We start from the raw sequence: 20,865 nt of genomic DNA, 5'->3' as shown, positions 1-20,865 counted from the left end.
CGGCCTCAGTCAGGCGGTCGGGGGAGTGGGCAGGGCGTCGACCACCAGTACGCCGGTGCCGGGCGGGACCTCGGCGAGAAGTTTGCGCTGGCCGCTGCGGGTCAGCCGGATGCAGCCGTTGGTGACGTCCTCGCCGAGGGTGTCGTCGTTGTGCCAGCTGTGCACGCCGATGTGCGCGCCGCGCAGCCCGGCCGGGACGGCGTCCGGGTCGTCGGGGACCGCGCCGAGGGCGTAGACGTCCACGCCGCCGTACACCGCCTCGGGCGGGGGCGTGCGGCCGAGGACGAAGGTGCGGCCGAGCGGGGTGGACTGGCCCGGCATGCCGAGGCTGACCGGCCACGACTTCATCGCCCGGCCGTCCCGGTACCAGGTGAGCCGGTGTTGCCGGCGCTCCACCACGATCTGGTCGCGCAGCGGCACGACGCTGCGGTCGTCGCCGGGCGGCAGCCAGGCGAGCCGCCGGTTGGCCGAGGGCAGCAGCACCGCCGTCCAGCCGGTCCGGCGCTCGACGATCGGCACGGTCAGCTTGACGCCGTTGATGGTGGGGGCGAGGAAGGCCAGCGGCCGGCCGCCGGGCGCGTCGTAGGCGGCGACGTTCCGGCTCGGCCGCAGCCCCTCGGTGAGCGGGGTGGCGTCCAGCGGGTGGGGGTCGGCCGGGAAGCCGGCGGGCGCCGGGTCGTAGTCGACGACCGGCAGGGTGGCGGGCGCGGGGGCCGCCGCCGGGACCGGCTCGTCGGTGGGGGCGGGGGTCCCGGTGGGCGCGGCGGCCCCGGTGGGGGCGGCGGCGGGCGGGGGCGCCGGGCGGGCCCGGTCGGGGGCCACGGCCCAGCCGGCGAGCAGCGCGGCGAGCAGCAGCGGTACGCCGAGCGCGGCGGCCAGCCAGCCGAGCGCCCACCGTGAGGGAAAACGGTCAAACAGCACATAAGCACTGTAGCGGTGCGGGTCGGGCGGGGCCCCCTCTTGGCCGGAACGCGTGTGGAGGGGGCCCGCCCGTCAGCTCAGCCCAGCCTCGTGCCGACGTGGATGGCGATCGCGTCGTGGGCCGCGACGTATCCGGGGTATCAGAGCTGGATCGGCATCAGGATCGAGAACGCGTCGGCGTCGTCGGGGCGGCGCACGGCCAGCGGGGCGATCGGCCCGTCCAGCTCCAGCACGAGCTGTCCCCGGTCGCCCGCGTCCAGGGCGTCGAGCAGGTACCGTCCGTTGACCCCGACCCGCACCGCGCCCGGGTCGTCGCCGGCCAGCGCGTCGCCGTCGAAGACCCGCAGCGCGCCCCGGTCGTCCAGGCCCAGCACGGTCACCGGCACGGCCACCCCCTCGTGCTCGCGTACCAGGGCCGGCGCCGCGCCGCTCAGCGCCGCCCGCAGCGCCGGCACGTCCACCGGGATCCGGTACGTCGGAGCGCCCGTGACGTGCCCGCGCAGCAGCCGCCGGTAGTCCGGGAAGTCGTACGGCAGCGCGGTGCCGGTGACCTCCCGGCCGGCCACGGAGACGGTGACGGTGGACCCGTCGAGCCGCAGCCCCGCCTCGGCGGCGCTGCCGGCGTCGGTGTCCAGCAGCGCACGGACCCGGTCGACGAGGTCCACCGGGGCGAGCGCCCGCACCGGGGGGCCGTCGACCCGGCCGGGTGCCCGGGACACCGCCAGCCGGTGCCGGTCGGTGGCGACGAGGCGTACGCCGTCGTCCTCGGCCTCGAACAGGACCGCGGACAGCACCGGCAGGTCGGGGTCGGCGCCGACGGCGAAGCGGACGGCGTCGATCGTGGCGGCGAGGGCGGCGCGGGACAGGACGAGGTGGGTGGTCATCGGGTTCTCCTCGGGGTCGATCAGGGCGCGGACGCGGGAGAGCTCACGGCGGGCGTCGGCGAGGCCGTCCTCCAGCCGGCGCAGGTGCGCGTCGAGCAGCCGGCCCACCACGGCCGGCTCGGCGCGGTGCCGCACCGCGGCGGAGATCTCCGCCAGCGGCATCCCGACCCGGCGCAGCCCGGCCACCAGCCGGGCCGGGGCCACCTGGTCGTCGGTGTACCAGCGGTAACCGGTGACCGGGTCGACCAGGGCCGGCACCAGCACCCCCGAGCGGTCGTAGAACCGCAGGGCGCTGACCGTCAGCCCGCTGGCCCGGGCCAGCTCGCCGATGCTGCGCAGTTCGCTCTCCACGCCGAGGATCCTGTTCCCTCGACCAGGTCGAGGGTCAAGCCAGGCGTCGCCTCGGCCCTTTTGGGCCGGGCCGGGTGGGCTCATCACGCCTCGATCGTGCGGAAGGTGAGGCCGGCGTTCCGCAGCCGGTCGAGCAGGGCGTCGCCCATCGCGGTCACCGGGGTCACCTGGCCCGAGGTGGCCGGCAGGCCCTCGTCCAGGGCCAGGCAGAGCGCGGACTCGCCGAGCATCTTCGCGGTCTCGTCGTACCCGGGGTCGCCGCCGGAGACCTCGGTGAGCACCCGCCGGCCGCCGCCCGAGCCGACGAACCGCACCCGGAACCAGGACTTCGCCCGCTGCTGCGGGCTCGGCCCCTGCCCGGAGGCGAGCCGGCCGAGCAGCCAGCGCCGGGTCGGCGGGAGCTTCACCAGCCCGACCAGGCCAGCCAGCCCGGCCGCGCCGAGCACGATCGTCGGCAGCCGCCGCACGGCGGCGAAGTGCCGGTAGCGGAAGTCCGGGCCGTACTCCGGGCGGGCCGCCGCCGACCGGCGGACCACCTGCGGGTCGATGGTCGGCAGCGGAACGGCCCAGGCGCCCAGCTCCTTCGACCGGCCCACCCGGCCGGGCACCGCCCGGACCAGGCGGCCCGGCGGCCGGGGCTCGACAGCCCGGCGCTCCCGGGCCGCCCGGCCCGCCTCGGCGGTACGCGAGAACGCGGTGAGCGCCGAGTGGTACGTCCCGGCGGAGAACCGCCCGCCGGCCCGGACGAACCCGTCCACGGTGATCGGCGCGTCCGCCGGAAGCTGCCTGACGGTGAACCAGACGCCCAGGTCGTGCGGGATGGAGTCGAAGCCGCAGGCGTGCACCAGCCGGGCCCCGGTGCGCACCGCCTCGGCATGGTGACGCACGTACATCGTGTCGACGAACTCCGGCTCGCCGGTGATGTCGAGGTAGTCGGTGCCGGCCGCGGCGCACGCGGCGACCAGCGGCTCGCCGTGGTGCACGTACGGCCCGACCGTGCTGGCCACCACCCGGGCGTCCCCGGCGAACCGGCGCAGCGACCCCGGGTCGGTGACGTCGGCGGTCAGCAGCGGCAGCCCGGCCAGCGCCGGGTCGATGCCGGCCAACCGGTCCCGGACGGCCGTCAGCTTCGCCGGGTTGCGGCCGGCGAGCGCCCAGCGCAGCCCGTCCGGCGCGTGCCGGGCGAGGTACTCGGCGGTGAGCCCCCCGGTGAACCCGGTGGCCCCGAACAGAACGACGTCGTACGGCCGGTCCTCACGCATCCTGCGAGTGTCCCACCCGGGCCGGAACCCCGCCCGGCCTCAGGGAACGGCTCGGGGAACGGCTCGGGCAGCGGGCTCGGGCAGCGGGCTCAGGGCGTGAAGACCGCGCGCAGGCAGCCGTCCGCGCGCTCGCGGAACAGGTCGTAGCCGTGCGCGCCCTGCTCTAGGGGAAGGCGGTGGGTGGCCAGGTGCCCCGTGCTGATCTCGCCCCGGGCCATCCGGTCCAGCAGCATCGGGATCCACCGCTGCCCGTGCTGCCGGGCGCTGCGCACGGTCAGCGCCTTGTGCATCACCGCGCCGAGCGGGAACGTGTCGACGAACCCGGTGAACGTGCCGAGCACGACGACCGTGCCGCCTTTGCGGCAGGCGTGCACCGCCTCGCGTACCGCGATCGGCCGGTCCGGGACCGCGCCGCCCCGCCCGGCGGCGGCGAACAGGTCGGCCAGCGACCGGGGTCCGGTGCCGTCCCAGGCCATCCCGACCGCCTCCACGCAGACGTCCGGGCCCCGCCCGCCGCTGCGCTCGCGCAGCTCGGCCGCGACGTCGGTGGCCTGGTAGTCGAGGGTCTCCGCGCCGACGTGCCGTTCGGCCGACCGCAGCCGGTCGGGGTACCGGTCGATCACCACCACCCGGGCCGCACCGCGCAGCAGGGCGGCCCGCGCGGTCATCTGGCCCACCGCCCCGGCTCCCCAGACCGCCACCACGTCGCCGGGGCGCACCTCGCCCAGCTCGGCGCCGAGCCAACCGGTCGGCACCGCGTCGGACGCGAAGACCGCCCGGTCGTCGTCCACCGGGTCGGGCACGGCGAACGCCCCGACGTCGGCGTAGGGCACCCGGACGTACTCGGCGTGACTGCCGGCGAAGCCACCGGCCGAGCGGGGCTGGCCGTAGCAGCCGCCGGTGGGCTGGCCCCACGCCTGCTCGGCCACGGCCGCCCCGGTGCTGCCGTTGTCGCAGCAGGCGTAGAGGCCCTGCCGGCAGTACCAGCAGCCTCCGCAGGCCACGGCGGCGCAGACCACCACCCGGTCGCCGACCCGGTGCCGGCGCACCCCGGGGCCCACCTCGACCACGTCGCCGAGGAACTCGTGCCCGAGCACGTCGCCGACGGCGAGGCTCGGCCCCCGGCCGCCGAGCAGCGGCAGGTCCGCCCCGCAGGTGGCGCTGCGCCGTACCCGGACGATCGCGTCGGCGGAGTTGCGCAGCTCCGGGTCGGGCACCTCGCGCACCCCGAGGCCGTCCGCGCCGAGCCAGCAGAGCGCCCTCATCCGGGCCCCACCGGCCCGTCCAGCGGGGAGCGGTCCGGGCGGAGCAGCTCACCGGTCTCTGCGAGCTGCTTGACCTGCCGCAGGGTCTCCCGGATCAGCAGCCCGGGGTCGTCCCCGACCAGGTGGGCGGCCGGCCCGGTGAGCGGCCCGCCGCCGGCCGACCGGGCGGCCAACTCGGTGCCCCGCCCGCCGGGCGCCGGGCGCAGCGCCACCTCCACCCCGTCGCCGAGGCGGCGCAGCGGCTCGGGTCGCCGCCCGCCCGGCAGCACCCGCTCCGGCGGCCGGTCGACGGTCACCACCTGCCAGCGGCCCGCTCGGCCGGTGACGTCCGCCGGGCGGCACCGGCCCGCCCGCCCGGGCCCGCGCAGCGCCCGCGCCGCCGTCACCGCGCCGGCCGCCACCACCCCGGCGGTACGGGCCACCGCCCGCGCCCCCCGCGTCCCGCGTCCCATCCGTCGCACCCGCCCCTCGTCGTCGGTGGCCCCGTCGGCCGGCGGGCACCCGGTCGGGCGCGACCGGTCGCCCGCGTGCCCCCAGGGTGCCCGCCGGCCGGGTGAAGCGGGTTCCCCCCGAAGGGGTGAACCGGCCGGGGCCGGGTAACCGCCCGCCGCACGACCTGGGGAAGTGGACGCGTCCGTGGGGGTGGGGCCGGATGCCGCAGGACGACTGGGAGGCCAGGACCGTGGCCGCAGCGGGCGCCGGGCCGGGGACGGACGCCGGGTACCCGGTCCCGGGGCCCGCCGCCGGGAGCCCTCCGGCGGGCGGGTCGGCGCCGCTGCTGGCGTCCCGGCTGGCCCCCGCCCCGCTGGCCGGGCCGGTGCTGGTCCGGCCCCGGCTGCTGCGCCGGCTGGACGAGGGGACGGCCGGACCGGTCACCCTGGTCTCCGGCCCGGCCGGCTGGGGCAAGACCACCCTGCTCGGCTCCTGGGCCCGTACGGTCGAGCCGACCCCGGCGTGGGTGTCGGTCGAGGCGGGCGACACGGGCGCGCGGCTCTGGTCGTACCTGGCGGCGGCGCTGCGCGGCGCGGCGGACCAGCGGCCCGACCCGGCGCAGCCGCCCCCGCCCGTACCGCCCCCGCCCGCCGCGCCGCCCCGCCCGGACCAGCTCGAACTGCTGGCCGCCGAGCTCGCCGCCCGGGAGCGCCCGGTACTGCTCGTCCTGGACGACCTGCACCGGATCGCCGACCCGGCGGCGCTGGCCGGGCTGGAGTTCCTGCTCCGCCACGCCGGGCAGCGGCTGCGCCTGCTGGTCGGGGCGCGCACCGACCTACCGCCGGGCCTGCACCGCCTGCGCCTGGCCGGCGAGCTGACCACCGTCGGGCCCGACGAGCTGGCCTTCACCGACGACGAGGTGGCGGACCTGCTCACCGCGCACGGCGTGCGGCTTCCGGCGTCGGCGGTGCCCCGGCTGCGGGAGCGGACCGGCGGCTGGGCGGCCGGGCTGCGGCTCGCCGCGCTGGCCGTGCGGGACCGGCCGGACCCGGTGCGCTGGCTGGAGCAGTTCGGCGGGGACCAGCCGGACGTCGCCGGCTACCTGCGTGAGGAGGTGCTCGACCCGCTCGACGGGGCGGCCCGGGACTGCCTGCGCCGCGGCGCGGTGGCGGAGGCGTTCCGCGCCGACCTGGTCGACGCGCTGACCGGTCGCCCCGGCGCCGAGCCGGTGCTCGCCGCGCTGGCCGCGACCGGCGGGTTCGTGCGCAGCGACGACAACTGGCCGCCCTGGTACCGCTGCCACCCGCTGCTGGCCGACCTGCTCCGGGCCGAGCTGGCCGGGCTGCCCGCCGAGGAGCGGCGCGAGCTGCACCTGCGGGCGGCCGGCTGGTACGCCGGGCACGGGCGTCCCGCCGAGGCGCTGCGGCACGACCTCGCCGCCGGCCACTGGGACCGGGCCACCGATCTGCTGGTCACCCGCTGGCCGGAGCTGGTCCCGTACGACCGGGAGGGCGCGGGCGGGCCGTCGCCGGCCGCGCCGCCGGAGGAGTCGGTCCGGCGGGACCCGGAGCTGGGGCTCGCCGCCGCCGCCGAGCGGGCCCACGCCGGCGACCCGGCCGCCGCCGCCGCGCAGCTCCGGCGGGCCGCCGGGCACGCCCGGTCGCTGCCCGTGCCGCGCCGGGACCGGTTCCGCCGGCTGGCCACCGCGCTGGAGGTCACCCTGGCCCGGCTGGCCGGCGACCACGAGGAGGTACGCCGGGCGGCGCACCGGCTGCTCGCCACGCGTACCCCCGAGGGGTCGGCGGACGACCCGCGCACCGGCGCGGCCGACGACGCCGACGTGCGGGCGACGGCCGGCGCGGCCCTCGGCCTGGTCGCGCTCTCCGCCGGCGACCTGCGCGGCGCGGCGGCCGAGTTCGGGCCGGCGCTGGCGGCGGCCCGGGAGGGCGACCGGCCCCGCACGGAGCTGCTCTGCGCGAGCCGGTCGGCCCTGCTGCACGCGGCCCTCGGCGAGCTGCGGGCGGCCGAACGGAGCGCCCGGGAGGCGTTGGCCCTGCCGGCCTGCCAGGGCTGGTCCTGCCGGGTCGACTGCGCGCACGGTCACCTTGCGCTGGCCCTGGTGGCGCTGCACCGGGACCTGCCCGACGAGGCGGCGGCACACCTGGCGCTGGCCGCCCCGGCCACCGGCGGCGACGACCCCGGCGACGCCGGGGAACCGGTGGTCGCGGCGCTCGCCGCGCTGTGCCGGGCGGAGCTGCTGCGTGACCGGGGTGACCCGGCCGCCGGCCTGCGCCTGCTCGTGGCGGCGCGGGACCACCTGCCCGCGGCGGGACAGGGATCGGCCGGCGCGCGGGAGATCGCCGGCTGGTTGCTGGCCGCCGAGGCGGGGCTGCGGGCCGGCCACGGTGACCTGGGCACCGCCCGGGGCCTGCTCGCCGACTCCCCGCCCGGCCCGGACGGGGCGGCGCCGGCGGTGGCGTTGGCCCGGGTCGAGCTGCGCGCCGGCGACCCGCGCGCCGCCGGGTACGCCCTGCCGAACTGGGACGACCTGGCCGCCGCGGCGTGGCCGCCGCCGGTGCGCCTCGACGCGGCGCTGCTCGACGCGGTGCTGGCCCGGCGGGCGGGCGACGCGCGGCGGGCGGGGCGGGTCCTGGAACGGGCCCTGGAGCTGGCCGGGCCGGACGGGTACCGGCGGGCCTTCACCCGCGCCGAGCCGGAGATGCGGGACCTGCTCGCCGCCCACCTGGACTCCGGCACGGCGCACTGGCCGACGGTGAGCGACCTGGTCCGGGTCGCGCGGGAGCCGGCCGGTCAGCCGGGCCCGGAGCCGGGCCGGGCGCTGGAGGAGCCGCTCACCGAGCGAGAGCTGACGATTTTGCGCTACCTACAGAGCATCCTGTCCAACGTGGAGATCGCCGGCGAGCTGTCGCTGTCGGTCAACACGGTCAAGACCCATGTGCGCAACATCTACCGCAAGCTGGACGCCACCCGCCGCCGGGACGCGGTCCGCCGGGCCCGGGAGCTGCACCTGATCTGAGCCGCCGGCGGGCCCCGCCCGGGGTCAGGTGGTGGCGGCCTGGTCGACGGCGGCGAGCAGCTCGGGCAGGGCGTGCCCGCCCTCGTACCGGACGTCGTTGAGGAACAGCGTCGGGCTGCCGTTCACCCCGCTGCGGATGCCCCCGACGAAGTCCCGGCGGACCCGGTCGGCGTGCGCGTGCCGCTCCACCTCGCCGCCCACCTCGTCGGCGGGCAGCCCGAGCTGCTCCACGCCGAGCGCCAGGTGCACCGGGTCGAGCTGGTCCTGGTGCTCGTACAGCCAGTCGTGCATCTCCCAGAACCGGTCCCGCCGCCCGGCCGCCTCGGCGACCTCGGCGGCGCTCTCGGCGTACGGGTGGATGTTGGTGATCGGGAAGTGTCGGTAGACCAGTCGGACCACGTCGGCCCGCTGGCGCAGCAGCTCGGCGAGGTTCGGGTACGTCGCGCCGCAGTGCCCGCACTGGAAGTCGCCGTACTCGACGATGGTCACCGGGGCGTCCGCCGGCCCCCGGACATGGTCGGTCCCGGTCACCGGCACCCGCAGCCGGGCGGTCACCTGCAACGGCGTGGTCATGACTCCCACGCTCGCCCACGGCCGGGTGAGGCCGGCTCACCCGGCCGGGGTGGTTCCCACCGGGTCAGCGCAGGACCGTGAGGTGGTTGTGCACCTCGTGGACGCCGGGCGCGGACCAGACCGTCCGCTCCACCGCCTCGCGTTCCGGCACCGAGTGCACCGTGCCCTCCAGCAGCACGGCGTCGCCGCGCACCCGCACGGTCACCTGCTCGCCGTCGACCGCCGCGGCGCGGGCCAGCGCGTCGACGATCCGGTCGGCGAGGTTGTCGGTGTCCGGCCGGACCGTCGGCCGCACGGTGACCCCGTTGCTCAGCCCGCGTACGCCGGTCAGCCGGCCGACGACGCGTTCCACGGCCCGGCGCTGGTACTCCCACTCCACCTCGCCGTGCAGGGTGACCCACCCGTCGGCGACGGTCACCTCCAGTTGCTCGACCGGCACGAAGGCGTCCCATTCCAGCGCCCGCCCCACGGCGGTGGCCAGCTCGGCGTCGGTGCGCTCGGCCGAGCCGGGCAGCCGCACGGTGAGGTCGTTGGCGACCGCCCGGACCCGGGCGACCCGGTGGGCGGCGCGTTCGGCCACCCACTTCTTCGCGTAGCTGTCCACCCAGCCGGTCAGGGTGACCACACCCGCGGTGACGGTCACGCCGATCTCGTGCGGCTGGACCCGCGGCTCCCAGGTCAGCTCGTCCAGCACGTCGGACTGGATGTCCTGGTCGGTACGGGTGGTCGTCGCGGTGGCCATCGCTGCATCCTCCCGGGGTGTCGACGGTCGGTCGGCGGCGGCGCGTACGCCCGCCAGGGCCGATCCTGCCGCCGAGGCGGGTGAACCGGGCCCACCCCGGTCGGGTGAGGGGCTCCCGCGCCCGGCTGTCCCGGGCTGGTGGCGGCCCGGCGAGTTGGTTGGGAGCGCTTCCGAGCTCGCCCCGGGGAGAGGTCACGGGCCGGCACCCACCCGGGGGCCGGCCCGGTTCCGGTTTCCGGGGTCCGTGCGGCTCGGCCCGGCGGCCCGGCGGCGCGGCGGTGTCCCGCCGCGCCGCGTGCCTCGGGGGCCGGGCGGGTCAGCCGTCGAGGCCGACGGGGGAGTCGGGCCGGTCGACGTCGACGAACTCGATGTCGTCGGCGTCCCGGCCGCCGGCGGCCCGCGCGGCCGACCCGGCGGCCCAGCCGACCGCCGCGCCGACCAGCGCGGCGCCGATCAGCAGCGCCCACGGCAGGGCCGGGCGGCGGCCGGCGAGCGAGTCGAAGGCCAGCACCGCCCGGCGGCGGGCCTCCTCGGCGGCGGAGCCGACCAGGTCACCGGCGTCGTCGGCGAGGCCCGAACCGCTGCGGCGGGCCGACCGGGCGGTGTCCCGGACGCTGTCCCCGGCGGAGCTGACGGCGGAGACCAGGTGCTGCCACGCCTGGTCCGCGATCCGCTCGGGCTTGCTGCGGCGTTCCAGCAGCTCGGTTCCGAACATCGTGCTTACCTCCTCGGGGGTGCCGAAGCTTGCGGCTACTTCGGACTCTCGGCTGGGGCAGGGCTCGGGCAGCCCCGCCCACCGGCGTGGTCTGGCGGTCCGCCCACCCGGGGGGCAGTGCCGCGGCCGGGCCCGGCCGCAAACCCGGCGGCGATGGTCAGCGGACGGACACCACCGCCGCGCCGCGGGCGAAGTCGTCATCGTCGTCGTCATCGTCGTCGTCGCCCGCGCCGCCGAAGCCGCAGGCCAGCATGAGAGCGAGCAACGCGCCGACGCCGGCGAGGCCGGCCAGTCTCCGGATCATGAGCGGTCCTTCCGTGGTACGGGTGACGGACGCCGCCGATCGTAGGCGGGGCGGGCAACGGCGGGGGGTCGCCGGGGTGACGTCTCTCACCCGCTCCCGGGGCTGGGCGCGCCCGGCGCACAATGTGCGCGCGAAGGTCGGGGGTCACCGTTACCCTGGGTCGGCGACATCGGCCCCAGGCCGATCGTTTGTAGAACAGGATCTGAAAAGTCCGGATAAGGGCGGGCTCGCTGCGCCCTTATCCATGAATTGCTCATCCCGAGGGGTGGCGACCGAGGCCGTCGGAGGAATACTCTCGGTCGCGGCCCGCGTACTGATGAGGCGCCCGTGAACGGGCGAGTGGAGGTGCTCGCGTGAGCCTGTCGATCGTGAAGTCGGTTCTGCCGGGTGGTGTCATCGAGATCGCCCCGCGCGGTGAGATCGACGTCGACACCGCGTACGAGGTGCGCGAAGCCATCGCAGAGGTGCTCGCCAAGGGGCGTCCCGCCCGCGTCGAGCTCAACATGCGTCTCGTCACCTTCATCGACTCCGTCGGCATCAGCGCGATGGTGGCCGGCTTCCAGACCGCTGAGGTCAGCGGCGTGAAGCTGGTCGTCACCGAGCCGAGCCGGTTCGTGCACCGCCAGCTCTGGGTGACCGGGCTGCTCGGTCTGTTCGGTGCACCGGAGCCCTACTACGCCGGCACCGCCACCCCCGAGGTGCTGCCGGGCGCCTGACGGCCGCCCACCCGGTCCTCGCCGACCCCTGCCGGGTTCGACGTGGGCCGGGCAGTGGTCCTTCCCTCCGGGAGCCGGGTGGGGGACGATCGGGGCGTGCTCCGGCGAGACAGCTTCCAGTACTCGGTCCAGGCCCGCTGCCCCCGGGCCGAGGCGGTGGCGCTGCTGGGCGACCCGGCCCGGCAGGGCGAGCTGCATCCGCTGATCACGCGGGTACGCCGGCTGCCGCCCCGGCCGGGCGCCCGGGCCAGTTACGCCATCACCGACCGGCTCGCCGCCGGGCCGCTGCGCTTCCCCGTGACGTACCAGGCGGACGTGCTGGTCGTCACCGACGACGAGGTCGTCACGGTGGCCCGGCAGCGGCCGGCGACCATCGTGCGCAACCGCACCCGGCTTCGCGACGAGCCGGGCGGGGTGGTCCGGATCGACGTGGAGATCACCCTCGCCGCCCCGGCGCTGCTGTTCCGGTACGCCTTCCAGCAGGCCCGATCGGCGCACCTCGGGCTGGCCCGGAGGCTGGGCGAGGTGCTGGACCGTGCCGGGGACGGCCCGGCTCAGCCGACCTGAGCGGCGCGGCCGGCGACGACCGGGTGCGCCCAGTGACGTGGCGTCCGGTGGCCCGCCGGGCGGCGGACCACCGGACGCGCGGTCAGTACACCGACAGGTGCACGTGGTTGGTGTGGTCGCTGGACGGGTCCCCGTTGCCCCCGCTGTACGCCTTCCAGCCGCTGCTGGGCAGCCAGATCTGCTTGAACCAGATCACGTACAGCACGGCGAGGTTGTCCGCGTTGCGGATGAAGTACGCCGCCAGGTTGTTGCCGTAGGTGCGGTCCCCGCCGGAGGCCACCCCGCCGAAGCCGCCCTTCTGGGCGGCGAAGTCGCAGGCCCGCCCCTTGGGATGCTCCCCGGAGCCGCTGGGCCGGTAGCAGGAGACGTACCGGGTGAAGCCGGCCGACTTGGCCTGCTGGAGCGCGTGCAGCGTTCGCGGGGTGATGCAGCCGTTGGCCGGGGTCGGGTCGTTCACGCTGCACGACTCCGACGGCCAGGACCCGTCGGGGTTGCGCTTCGCGGGGGTGGCGTTCGCGCTGGAGGTGCCCCGGTTGGCCCCGCCGCCGCTGGCGCTGGCGCTGGCCTTCTCGTTGGCCACGGTCAGGGCCTGCTCGGCCTGTGCCTTGCGCTTGGCCATCACCGTGACCTGTTTGCGCTGCTCGCGGATCTCCCCGTCGAGGGCCAGCCGGGTCCGGGTGGCCTGGTCCCGGCTCTCCAGCAGGTCGCGCAGCGCCCGGTCCTCGTTGGTGGCGACCGCGTCCAGCGCGGCCACCCGGTCCAGGAAGCCAGCCGGGCTGGTGCTGTTGAGCAGCGCGGACACCGGGCTGAGCCGGCCCGACTTGTACGCCACCCCGGCGATCTCGTCGACCTTGGCGCCGCGCACGATCAGCTCCGCCTCGACCGTCTTGAGCTGGCCGCCGAGCTGCTGCTGCCGCTTGACCGAGCGGGCCAGGGCGCTCTTGGCGTCCAGGTAGCCCTTGCTGGCCGCTTCGAGCTGGGCGCGCAGGGCCGGCGTGCCGCCCTCCTCGTCCTGGCCGGGCGCGGCGGCGCGCAGGCCGGTGGGCGGGGCCCCACCGGCCGGGGCCACCGGCCCGAGCCCGAGGCCGACGGCGAGCGTCAGCACCAGCATCGCCGCCATCCGGGCGGCGGTCCTTCGTTCAGGTGCCACTACTGGCATACGCAGTCCTTCCGTCAGCCGCCGACCGGGTTAGCTGACGGGTTCGGGACGGAAGATCCCTACCGCTCAGGCGGATGCACCCCACGAACATGGTTCCCCGGCTCGCCAGGAGGCGATTAGGCGGCGGCCACCGCAGGCGCCGGAGGGCGCCGCCCGGCGGAGACCGGATCAGAGCCTACCGGTGCGGATGGGGCTCGCGCTGCGTTCGTGACGGACGGTGCGCAGACCAATGCTTCCAAAACCGGCATACAGGCACAATACACCACCTGATTGATGGGTGTGGGTATCACCAGCCGGTCGGCCCGCAGGGGCCCGCCGACGCCTCGGGCTCCACCTGCAACGTGGCGTGCTCGATGTGGAAGTCCTCGTGCAGGGCGGTGCGGGCCGCGGTCAGCACCGCGCCCACCTCGGCGTCCGGTGCCATGGTCAGGTGGGCCGAGGCGACCTCCATGCCGGAGGTCAGCGTCCAGACGTGCAGGTCGTGCACCTCGACCACGCCGGGCACCGCCGCCAGCCGGTCGTGTACCGCGGTCACCTGGAGGTGCTCCGGCGCGGCCTGCACCAGGATGCGCACCGCGGCCCGCCCGAGCCGCCAGGTGCGGGGCAGGATGAACACGCCGATCGCGACGGCCACCAGCGGGTCCGCCCACCACCAGTCGGTGACGGCGATCAGCGCCGCGGCGCTGATCACGCCGACCGACCCGAGCAGGTCGCCCAGCACCTCCAGGTACGCCCCGCGCAGGTTGATGCTCTCCTTCGCCCCGCTGCGCAGCAGCGCGAACGCGACCACGTTGGCGAGCAGGCCCAGCGTCGCCACCACGAGCATCGGGCCGGTGGTCACCTCGGGCGGGTCGCCGAACCGGCGGACCGCCTCGACGAGGACGTAGACCGCGACGCCGCTGAGCAGGACGGCGTTGCCGAGCGCGGCGAGCACCTCCAGCCGGTAGAGCCCGAAGGTGCGCTGGGGGGCGGCGGTGGCCCGCCGGGTGGCGGTGATCGCGGCCAGTGCCATGCCGATGCCGAGCACGTCGGTGAACATGTGCCCGGCGTCGGAGAGCAGCGCCAGCGAGCCGGTGCCGAACGCGGCCACCGCTTCGACGATCATCAGCGCGGTGAGCAGCGCGAAGGCCGCCCAGAGCCGCCCCGAGTGGCGGTCCGCGGCGTTCGCCACCGCGCCGTGGTGGTCATGACCTGCGCCCACGCCAACACCCTCCGTCCCCGATCCCGACCCGGCCCAATGTATGCTCACATCGCTATGTATGCAAGTGAAGGTCGGACGTCCGACCGGTGCCGGGACGCCGGCCGGTCAGCCGGTCGGGTCGATCGTGGTCAGCCGCTGGGTGGCCCGGGACAGCGCCACGTACAGCGTCCGCACGCCGGAGCCCGGGTCGGCCCGGATCTCGGCCGGGGCGACCAGCGCGACCCCGTCGTACTCCATGCCCTTGGCCTGGAGGCTGGTCACCACCTGGAGGCGCGGCGCGGCCAGGCCGGCGAGCCAGCCGGCGACCTCGTCGCGGCGCGGCACCGGCGTGATCACCCCGACCGTCCCCGCCACCTCGCCGAGCAGCGCGGCGACCGCCGCGACGGTGGCCCGTTCCAGCTCGGCCGGCGGCACGGTCAGCGCGACCGGCTGCACGCCGGTGGACCGCACCGCCCTGGGCAGCGCGAGGTCCGGGTAGAGCCGGCGGATCTCCGCCGCCGCCACCGCGAAGATCTCCGCCGAGTTGCGGTAGTTGGTGGTCAGCTCGAACTGGTGCCGGCGCCGCCGGCCCAGCGCCTGGTCCCGGGCCCGGGTCAGCTCCTCCTCCTGGCCGGTCCACGCGGTCTGCGCCGGGTCGCCCACCACCGTCCAGGACGCCAGCCGGCCGCGCCGGCCGATCATCCGCCACTGCATCGGCGAGACGTCCTGCGCCTCGTCGACCACCACGTGCGCGTACTCGCGGTAGTCCTCGGGGCGCTGCCGGGCCGCCTCCCGGGCCGCCCGCTGCCGGTCGGCGTGCGTGCTCAGCTCGCGCACGCCCCCGGCGAGCTGGAACGGGTCCCGCTTCGGCTTCCTCGGCCGCACCGGCTTGCCCAGCAGCGCGTCCAGCTCGTCCAGCAGGGCGATGTCGGCGATCGTCAGCCCTTCGGCGTCCAGCGTCCGGTACGCCTCGGCGAGCAAACCGATCTCCGACCGGGACAGGATCCCCCCGGCATAGCGGTGCAGCCGGTCCGGGCGGGCCAGCCAGCCCAGTACGTGCCGGGGGTGCAGCCGGGGCCACCACGCCTTGAGGAACTCGCGGAACTCGGGCCGCTCGGCGATCTCGTCCTCGAACGCGCGCTGTTCCGGCAGCCGCCCGAGGTTCAGCCGCCGGGCCTGCGCCCACAGCGCGGCGAACACCCCGTCGAAGCCGGCCCGGCGCACCTCGTTGCGGCGGGCCCCCCGGGGCAGCGCCCGGTCCCGGATGCCGTCCAGCTCCCGGCGGTCCAGCCGGAGCAGTGCGCCCCGGTAGAGCAGGCGCAGCTCGCCCGGCCCGCCCGGGACCGCGTCCCGGGCCGCGCGCTCCAGCACCCGCCGCATCCGCAGCGACCCCTTCACCGCCGCCACGTCGGGCGGGTCGGTGCGGGTCGCGCTCATCCCCGGGAACAGCGAGCCGAGCGAGTGCAGCGTCGCGGTCTCCTCGCCCAGCGACGGCAGCACCGAGGCGATGTACTCCACGAACACCGCCGACGGGCCGACCACCAGGATGCCGCCGCCGGCGTACCGGCTGCGGTCGGAGTAGAGCAGGTACGCCGCCCGGTGCAGGGCGACCGCCGTCTTGCCCGTCCCCGGGCCGCCGGCGACGATCGTCACCCCGGAGCCGGGGGAGCGGATCGCCTCGTCCTGCTCCCGCTGGATGGTGGCGACGATGTCCCGCATGCCCCGGCCGGTGGCCCGGGACAGGGTGGCCAGCAGCGCCCCGTCGCCCACCACCGCCATCTCCGGCGGGGCCGCCGCCGGGTCCAGCAGGTCGTCCTCGATCCGGGTCACCCGCTCGCGCGAGGACCCGATGGTGCGCCGGCGCACCACGCCCAGCGGCTGCGCCGGGGTGGCCTGGTAGAACGCGGCGGCGGCCGGGGCCCGCCAGTCCACCACCATGGTCTCGGCGTCCTCGCCGCGCACCCCGAGCCGGCCGACGTGCAGCACCTGCCGGTCGAGCAGGTCCAGCCGGCCGAAGACCAGCCCCTCGTGCTCGGCGTCGAGCAGGTGCCGGCGCTGGGCGGCGTGGAAGACCATCGCGTCCCGCTCGACCAACGCGCCGAAGTTGCCCACCCGGGCCAGCCGGTAGCCGTCCTTCTCGGCCTGGGCGGCCGAGCGGCGCAGTTCGGCGAGGCGGGCGTACACCCGGTCGAGATGCCGCTGCTCGACGGCGATCTCCTGCTCCAGGGTGGTCCGGTCGGTCACGCACAGCTCCTCGCAGACGGCGGCGGACGGCCGCGCCGGGGCGCGGGCCGCGCGCCGGGCTAACCGGAGAGGGTACGGCCACCGGCCGACCGGGACGCGGGGCCATGCCGCCACCGCGATCCAGCCCACGTCCCGGACCGCCGGTCAGCCCCCGCGTCGAGGGGCGACATCGGTGTGGCCGCGTTCGACGCCGCGCGCCCCGGTCAGGCCGGGGAGACGGCGTGCGGGGCGTCCGCCAGGACCCGGTGCAGCACGCCGGTCACGGCCGCGTTCACCTGGTCCGGCCGCTCCATCATCAGCATGTGCCCGGCACCCGGGCAGACGGTCAGCTCCGTCGCCGGCAGCGCCGCGGCGATCGACTCGGCGCACGGCGGCGGGGTGAGCCGGTCCCGGTCGCCGACCAGCGCCGCCGCCGGGAGGTGGGCCAGCGCGGCGAGAGTGTCCAGCCGGTGCTGCGTCCCGATCGAGGCCCGGAAGCCGCCGATCGAGCGCAGCGAGGCGCGGGCCACCGCCGAGGTGACCAGCCGGATGTCGGTGGGCTCGCAGCGGTCGCCGAAAAGCATCCAGCGGATGCTGGGCCGCAGGGCCCGCAGCAGCGCCCCGGGCGGCCGCCACGCGCCGCACCGGGCCAGCACCCCGGCCCCGGTGGTCTCAGCCAGCCGGATCAGCCGGGCGACGCGCGGGCCGAGGCCGTAGACGGTGTGGGTGTGCCCCTCGGCCGTGGTCGAGACGAAGACCAGCCCGGCCGTGCGGGCGGCGAAGTGCCCGGGGTGGCGGTGCGCGTACTCCATGATCGTCATGCCGCCCATCGAGTGCCCGACCAGCACCACCGGCCCGGTCGGGGCGACGGCGTCGAGCACGGCGACCAGGTCGTCGCCGAGCTGGGCCAGGGTGGCGGTGCGCAGCGCCATGCAGCTCGACCGGCCGTGCCCCCGGGCGTCGTAGGTCACCACCCGGATCCGGCCGCCGAACCGTTCGTGGATCCCGGCGAGCTGCCGGTGCCAACTCCGCCCGTCCAGCGTCCAGCCGTGCAGCAGGATCGCGGTGACCTCGGCGTCCGCCGGCCCGGACACCTCGACGTGCAGCCGCACGTCGTCGGCAAGCCGTACCTCGGTCTGCTCCGGCATCGCCGCCTCCCCCGGGCCGTCGCGACAACTTCACCACCGGGTGACCCGGTGGTGACACCGGCTACCCGCCATGACACCACGCCAACCCTCACCGGGGGAAGCAGGGATCCCGGCCTACGCCTGCGGTGGGCGGGAGGCCGGGCCAGCGGTGGGCGGGCGGGACGCCTGCGGCGGGGCGGGGAGGTGACGCCCTGACGCCCCTGGCGGGCGGCGGGTGGAGACGACGAACCGCCCGCCGGGGTGACCCGACGGGCGGTCCTGGTGTCGCGGTGGGCGGGGTCAGCCGCCGAAGACGCCGGCCTCGGCGAGGCGCTTCTCGGTGGCATCCCAGCCGTGGTCCGGGTGGGTGGCCGCGAGGGTATTCAGCTCGGCCCGGATCTTGGCGGCGTGGCCGGCGGCGGCCAGCACCCGGATCTCCTCGACGAACGCCTCGGAGTCGGTGCGCAGGTGCGCGGTCTTGCCGTTGGTCAGGTTGCGCACGTAGGCGTGCTTGCCGCCGTTGAGCGGGATGACGTACTTGAACTCGCCCAGCACGCTGAGGGCGCCACCCTGGCCTGCCTGGCCGGCCCGGACTGACGCGCGCGCGGTCTTAGAGGTGTTGCTCGCCACGGAGGTACTCCTTGAGACGTACGGGAGGACGGTAACGTCCGGGGGCTGTGACGGGAGACGCCCGAATGAGCATCGGCCCGCCGAAGTTGTGCGCGGCACAAGCCGCCGAGAGAACTGTACACGACCGCGATGCCTGGCTGGTCACCGTGCCTGTCCGAGGGCACAACCACGGACACCGGCCCGGCATTCCGCTGGCCCGACGCGCCCGCCCGCCGGTCTGCCCCGCCCGCCGGTCTGCCCGTCTCACCGGCCCATCCCGGCCGCCGGCCCGTCCCGGACGGGTGGATCCGGGTGCCCGCTCCGGCGAATTCTCCGATTCTCTGGCGCACCATCCGTCACACCAGTCATCATGTGTTCCAACAACCACTCGGGTGGTCGAGGTCGTAGGGGAAGACGCACCTCGCTCTCCGGGAGGTCACCGTGCCAACGCGTGGCGTCGTATACGTCCACTCGACCCCGCTCGCCGTGTGCTCACACGTCGAGTGGGCGATCGCGCGCGTCCTCGCCGCGCCGGTCAACCTGCAGTGGACGGCCCAGCCCGTCGACCCCGGCGCCCGCCGCGCCGAGTGCGGGTGGACCGGTCGCCCGGGGACGGGCGCCGAACTGGCTGCTGCCCTCCGGCAGTGGCCCATGATCCGTTTCGAGGTGACCGAGGAACCGAGCGCGGGCGTCGACGGCGAGCGCTTCATGTACGTACCGGGCCGGGGACTGTTCCGGGCCACCGTCGGCGCGGCCGGCGACATCCAGCTCGGTGAGGACCGGCTGCGCGCCATCATGGCCGCCGCCCGGGCCCCGGAGGCCCTGGCGCACGCCCTCGACAAGGCGCTCGGCACCGCCTGGGACGCCGAGCTGGAGCCCTACCGGTATGCCGGCGACGGCGCGCCGGTGACCCTGCTCACCCGGGTCGGCTGAACCGCGCCCGCCGCGCGTCCCAGTAGAGGTTGCGGCACGCCGCGTTCGACGAGGTCAGGTTGCCCCGATAAGGGGGGAACTGGTGGGATGGTCCGCGTGTCGATTACCCCGCGAACTGCCGGCGTCGCGCTCGCCGCCCTGACCGCAGTGCTCGTCACCGGGTGCTCGGGGGAGCCGGACCGGCCCCGTCCCACGCCGTCGGCCAGCACGGCCGCCGCTGTCGGCCCGACCGCGTCCGGTGGCCCGACCGCCGCCGACCCGGCCGCCCGGGCCGCCGCCCTGGTCGGCGCCCTCGCCGACGAGGACCTGGTCGGCCAGGTGCTGATGCCGTACGCGTACGGCAGCTCGGCGGCGAATGTCTCGGCCGGCTCCGCCGCCGGCAACCGGGCCCTCGCCGGGGTGGCCACCCCGGCGGAGATGGTCGCGAAGTACCGGCTGGGCGGGGTGATCCTGGTCGGCTTCAGCGCCGACGACCCGACCTCCGGCAACCAGGCCACCACCAACGTCGACAATCCGAAGCAGGTCCGCGAGCTGACCACCGGCCTGCGCGAGGCCGCCGGGAAGCTACCCGCCGGTGCCGCGCCCTTCCTGGTCGGCACCGACCAGGAGTACGGCGTGGTCACCCGGATCACCGACGGCGTCACGCTGCTGCCCAGCCCGATGGCCGCCGGTGCGGCCGGCGACCCGGCGCTGACCGAGGCGGCCTGGCGGGCCGCCGGCGCCGAGCTGGCCGCGATGGGGATCAACATGGACTTCGCCCCGGTCGCCGACGTGCTCGCCACCCGCAGCACGGTGATCGGCTCCCGGTCCTTCGGCGCCGACCCGAAGCGGGCCTCGGCGCAGGTCGCGGGCGCGGTCAGGGGGTTGCAGAGCGCCGGGGTGGCGGCCAGCGTGAAGCACTTCCCGGGTCACGGCCTGAGCGCCACCGACTCGCACAAGGACGTCCCGGTGATCACCCAGAGCCGCAAGGTGCTCGACGGCACCGCGTTCCCGCCGTTCAGCGCCGGGATCGACGCCGGCGCCCTCGCGGTGATGTCCGCCCACCTCGACGTCACCGCCATCGACCCGGGTACCCCGGCCACCTTCTCGCGCAAGGTCCTCACCGACGTGCTGCGCGGCCAGCTCGGGTTCAAGGGCGTGGTGGTCACCGACGGGATGAACATGCCGCCGGCCAAGCGCTGGGCGCCGGGGGAGGCGGCGGTGCGGGCGCTCAAGGCCGGCAACGACCTGATCCTGATGCCCCCGAACGTCACCCAGGCGTACGACGGGCTGCTCGCCGCGCTGCGCGACGGCTCGCTGCCCCGGGCCCGGCTGGTCGAGGCGGTGACCCGGGTGCTGACCATGAAGTTCACCCTGGCCGGAACGCCCGCCCCGGCGATGTCCACGCTGAACAGCCCCGAGCACCGTAGGGCCGCGGAAGCGCTCGCGGCCGGCGCGGTGACCGTGCTGCGCGGCTCCTGCGCGACCGGGGTGCGCGGCCCGGTCACCGTCACCTCCTCCGGCGGGCGGGAGAAGACCCGCGCCCTGCTGACCGAGGCGCTCACCACCGCCGGGGTGCGGGTGGTCCCGAGCGGCGGCACGCGGGTGCACCTCGTCGGGTACGGCGACGGCGCGGCCGACCTCAGCGGCGACGCCGCGGTGACCGTGGCGATGGACACCCCGTACCTGCTGGCGAAGGCGAAGTCGCCGACCCTGCTGGCCACGTACTCCTCCGGCCGGGCGTCGATGACCGCCCTGGCGAACGTGCTGGCCGGCAAGGCGCGCCCGACCGGCCGCTCCCCGGTCCCGGTCTCCGGCCTACCCCCCACCACCTGCGACACCTGACCCCCACCCCGGCTGCGCGGACGGGGCGGGGCCTGTCGGCG

General features: G+C 76.5%; 19 protein-coding genes and 1 riboswitch. Of the genes, 5 read left to right on the top strand and 14 right to left on the bottom strand.

Annotated features, from left to right (window positions below):
• Positions 1-9: 9 nt before the first annotated feature.
• The 5 genes from C5N14_RS33835 to C5N14_RS25290 form a co-directional block, all read right to left on the bottom strand.
• Positions 10-921, bottom strand: coding sequence for a L,D-transpeptidase (locus C5N14_RS33835; protein ID WP_117671376.1), 912 nt, complete (start codon positions 919-921; stop codon positions 10-12).
• A gap of 140 nt (positions 922-1,061) precedes the next feature.
• Positions 1,062-2,144 (bottom strand): MerR family transcriptional regulator, encoded by a 1,083-nt coding sequence (locus C5N14_RS25305; protein WP_117671477.1) that lies wholly within the window; start codon positions 2,142-2,144, stop codon positions 1,062-1,064.
• 95 nt (positions 2,145-2,239) lie between these two features.
• A complete protein-coding gene (locus tag C5N14_RS25300) occupies positions 2,240-3,418 on the bottom strand; it encodes a trans-acting enoyl reductase family protein (protein WP_117671374.1) in 1,179 nt (392 codons plus the stop codon).
• An 89-nt stretch (positions 3,419-3,507) separates the two neighbouring features.
• Entirely contained in the window at positions 3,508-4,683 is a 1,176-nt protein-coding gene (locus C5N14_RS25295; RefSeq protein ID WP_117671372.1) for an alcohol dehydrogenase catalytic domain-containing protein, read from the bottom strand.
• Complete coding sequence (locus C5N14_RS25290) at positions 4,680-5,135, bottom strand: hypothetical protein (RefSeq protein ID WP_117671370.1); 456 nt, start codon at positions 5,133-5,135, stop codon at positions 4,680-4,682. The genes C5N14_RS25295 and C5N14_RS25290 overlap by 4 nt, the downstream gene beginning before the upstream one ends.
• Before the next feature lie 200 nt (positions 5,136-5,335).
• Here C5N14_RS25290 and C5N14_RS25285 point away from each other — a divergent pair, with 200 nt between their 5' ends.
• Positions 5,336-8,152 carry a LuxR C-terminal-related transcriptional regulator gene (locus C5N14_RS25285; RefSeq protein WP_117671368.1) on the top strand — a complete coding sequence of 939 codons (2,817 nt, stop codon included), beginning with the start codon at positions 5,336-5,338 and terminating at the stop codon, positions 8,150-8,152.
• Positions 8,153-8,176: 24 nt separating this feature from the next.
• On the opposite strand, the gene C5N14_RS25280 is transcribed toward C5N14_RS25285, so the two are convergent.
• The 4 genes from C5N14_RS25280 to C5N14_RS32385 all read right to left on the bottom strand — a co-directional run bounded on the left by C5N14_RS25280 (position 8,177) and on the right by C5N14_RS32385 (position 10,486).
• Complete coding sequence (locus C5N14_RS25280; protein ID WP_117671366.1) at positions 8,177-8,725, bottom strand: DsbA family protein; 549 nt, start codon at positions 8,723-8,725, stop codon at positions 8,177-8,179.
• Positions 8,726-8,789: 64 nt separating this feature from the next.
• Entirely contained in the window at positions 8,790-9,467 is a 678-nt protein-coding gene (locus C5N14_RS25275) for a BON domain-containing protein (RefSeq protein WP_117671364.1), read from the bottom strand.
• Between the two features lie 316 nt (positions 9,468-9,783).
• Positions 9,784-10,182, bottom strand: coding sequence for a hypothetical protein (locus tag C5N14_RS25270; RefSeq protein WP_117671362.1), 399 nt, complete (start codon positions 10,180-10,182; stop codon positions 9,784-9,786).
• A 157-nt stretch (positions 10,183-10,339) separates the two neighbouring features.
• Positions 10,340-10,486, bottom strand: a complete 147-nt coding sequence (locus tag C5N14_RS32385; protein WP_165878219.1) for a hypothetical protein — start codon at positions 10,484-10,486, stop codon at positions 10,340-10,342.
• Between the two features lie 353 nt (positions 10,487-10,839).
• Between C5N14_RS32385 and C5N14_RS25265 the strand changes: the two genes are divergently transcribed.
• Together C5N14_RS25265 and C5N14_RS25260 are read left to right on the top strand one after the other, a co-directional pair.
• Complete coding sequence (locus tag C5N14_RS25265) at positions 10,840-11,202, top strand: STAS domain-containing protein (RefSeq protein ID WP_117671360.1); 363 nt, start codon at positions 10,840-10,842, stop codon at positions 11,200-11,202.
• 96 nt (positions 11,203-11,298) lie between these two features.
• On the top strand, positions 11,299-11,769 hold the full coding sequence (locus C5N14_RS25260) for an SRPBCC family protein (RefSeq protein ID WP_117671358.1): 471 nt from the start codon (positions 11,299-11,301) through the stop codon (positions 11,767-11,769).
• A gap of 82 nt (positions 11,770-11,851) precedes the next feature.
• Here C5N14_RS25260 and C5N14_RS25255 read toward each other — a convergent pair whose 3' ends face one another.
• The 5 genes from C5N14_RS25255 to C5N14_RS25235 form a co-directional block, all read right to left on the bottom strand.
• Positions 11,852-12,928 carry a hypothetical protein gene (locus C5N14_RS25255; RefSeq protein ID WP_117671356.1) on the bottom strand — a complete coding sequence of 359 codons (1,077 nt, stop codon included), beginning with the start codon at positions 12,926-12,928 and terminating at the stop codon, positions 11,852-11,854.
• 3 nt (positions 12,929-12,931) lie between these two features.
• A riboswitch (cyclic di-AMP (ydaO/yuaA leader) is annotated at positions 12,932-13,061 on the bottom strand.
• Between the two features lie 153 nt (positions 13,062-13,214).
• On the bottom strand, positions 13,215-14,129 hold the full coding sequence (locus C5N14_RS25250; protein WP_117671354.1) for a cation diffusion facilitator family transporter: 915 nt from the start codon (positions 14,127-14,129) through the stop codon (positions 13,215-13,217).
• A 105-nt stretch (positions 14,130-14,234) separates the two neighbouring features.
• Positions 14,235-16,352: an AAA family ATPase gene (locus tag C5N14_RS25245; RefSeq protein ID WP_117671475.1), complete on the bottom strand. Its 2,118-nt coding sequence runs from the start codon at positions 16,350-16,352 to the stop codon at positions 14,235-14,237.
• Between the two features lie 203 nt (positions 16,353-16,555).
• Positions 16,556-17,479, bottom strand: coding sequence for an alpha/beta fold hydrolase (locus tag C5N14_RS25240; protein WP_117671352.1), 924 nt, complete (start codon positions 17,477-17,479; stop codon positions 16,556-16,558).
• A 279-nt stretch (positions 17,480-17,758) separates the two neighbouring features.
• A complete protein-coding gene (locus C5N14_RS25235) occupies positions 17,759-18,088 on the bottom strand; it encodes a hypothetical protein (RefSeq protein WP_117671350.1) in 330 nt (109 codons plus the stop codon).
• Between the two features lie 420 nt (positions 18,089-18,508).
• Between C5N14_RS25235 and C5N14_RS25230 the strand changes: the two genes are divergently transcribed.
• Both C5N14_RS25230 and C5N14_RS25225 read left to right on the top strand, forming a co-directional pair.
• Positions 18,509-19,000: a DUF3145 domain-containing protein gene (locus C5N14_RS25230; protein ID WP_117671348.1), complete on the top strand. Its 492-nt coding sequence runs from the start codon at positions 18,509-18,511 to the stop codon at positions 18,998-19,000.
• An 87-nt stretch (positions 19,001-19,087) separates the two neighbouring features.
• On the top strand, positions 19,088-20,824 hold the full coding sequence (locus tag C5N14_RS25225) for a glycoside hydrolase family 3 protein (protein WP_117671346.1): 1,737 nt from the start codon (positions 19,088-19,090) through the stop codon (positions 20,822-20,824).
• The last annotated feature ends 41 nt before the right edge of the window (positions 20,825-20,865 follow it).

This window comes from Micromonospora sp. MW-13, from assembly GCF_003434305.1.
Classification (GTDB): domain Bacteria; phylum Actinomycetota; class Actinomycetes; order Mycobacteriales; family Micromonosporaceae; genus Micromonospora.
Note: the sequence above shows the minus strand (reverse complement) of the source record. Positions and strands in the feature narration are given on the sequence as shown.

Bases quoted from the DNA above. Each gene is read 5' to 3' on its own strand.
- C5N14_RS25300 (WP_117671374.1), bottom strand. From the start codon at position 3,418: ATGCGTGAGGACCGGCCGTACGACGTCGTTCTGTTCGGGGCCACCGGG.
- C5N14_RS25295 (WP_117671372.1), bottom strand. From the start codon at position 4,683: ATGAGGGCGCTCTGCTGGCTCGGCGCGGACGGCCTCGGGGTGCGCGAG.
- C5N14_RS25290 (WP_117671370.1), bottom strand. From the start codon at position 5,135: ATGGGACGCGGGACGCGGGGGGCGCGGGCGGTGGCCCGTACCGCCGGG.
- C5N14_RS25285 (WP_117671368.1), top strand. From the start codon at position 5,336: ATGCCGCAGGACGACTGGGAGGCCAGGACCGTGGCCGCAGCGGGCGCC.
- C5N14_RS25280 (WP_117671366.1), bottom strand. From the start codon at position 8,725: ATGACCACGCCGTTGCAGGTGACCGCCCGGCTGCGGGTGCCGGTGACC.
- C5N14_RS25275 (WP_117671364.1), bottom strand. From the start codon at position 9,467: ATGGCCACCGCGACGACCACCCGTACCGACCAGGACATCCAGTCCGAC.
- C5N14_RS25270 (WP_117671362.1), bottom strand. From the start codon at position 10,182: ATGTTCGGAACCGAGCTGCTGGAACGCCGCAGCAAGCCCGAGCGGATC.
- C5N14_RS32385 (WP_165878219.1), bottom strand. From the start codon at position 10,486: ATGATCCGGAGACTGGCCGGCCTCGCCGGCGTCGGCGCGTTGCTCGCT.
- C5N14_RS25255 (WP_117671356.1), bottom strand. From the start codon at position 12,928: ATGCCAGTAGTGGCACCTGAACGAAGGACCGCCGCCCGGATGGCGGCG.
- C5N14_RS25240 (WP_117671352.1), bottom strand. From the start codon at position 17,479: ATGCCGGAGCAGACCGAGGTACGGCTTGCCGACGACGTGCGGCTGCAC.
- C5N14_RS25225 (WP_117671346.1), top strand. From the start codon at position 19,088: ATGGTCCGCGTGTCGATTACCCCGCGAACTGCCGGCGTCGCGCTCGCC.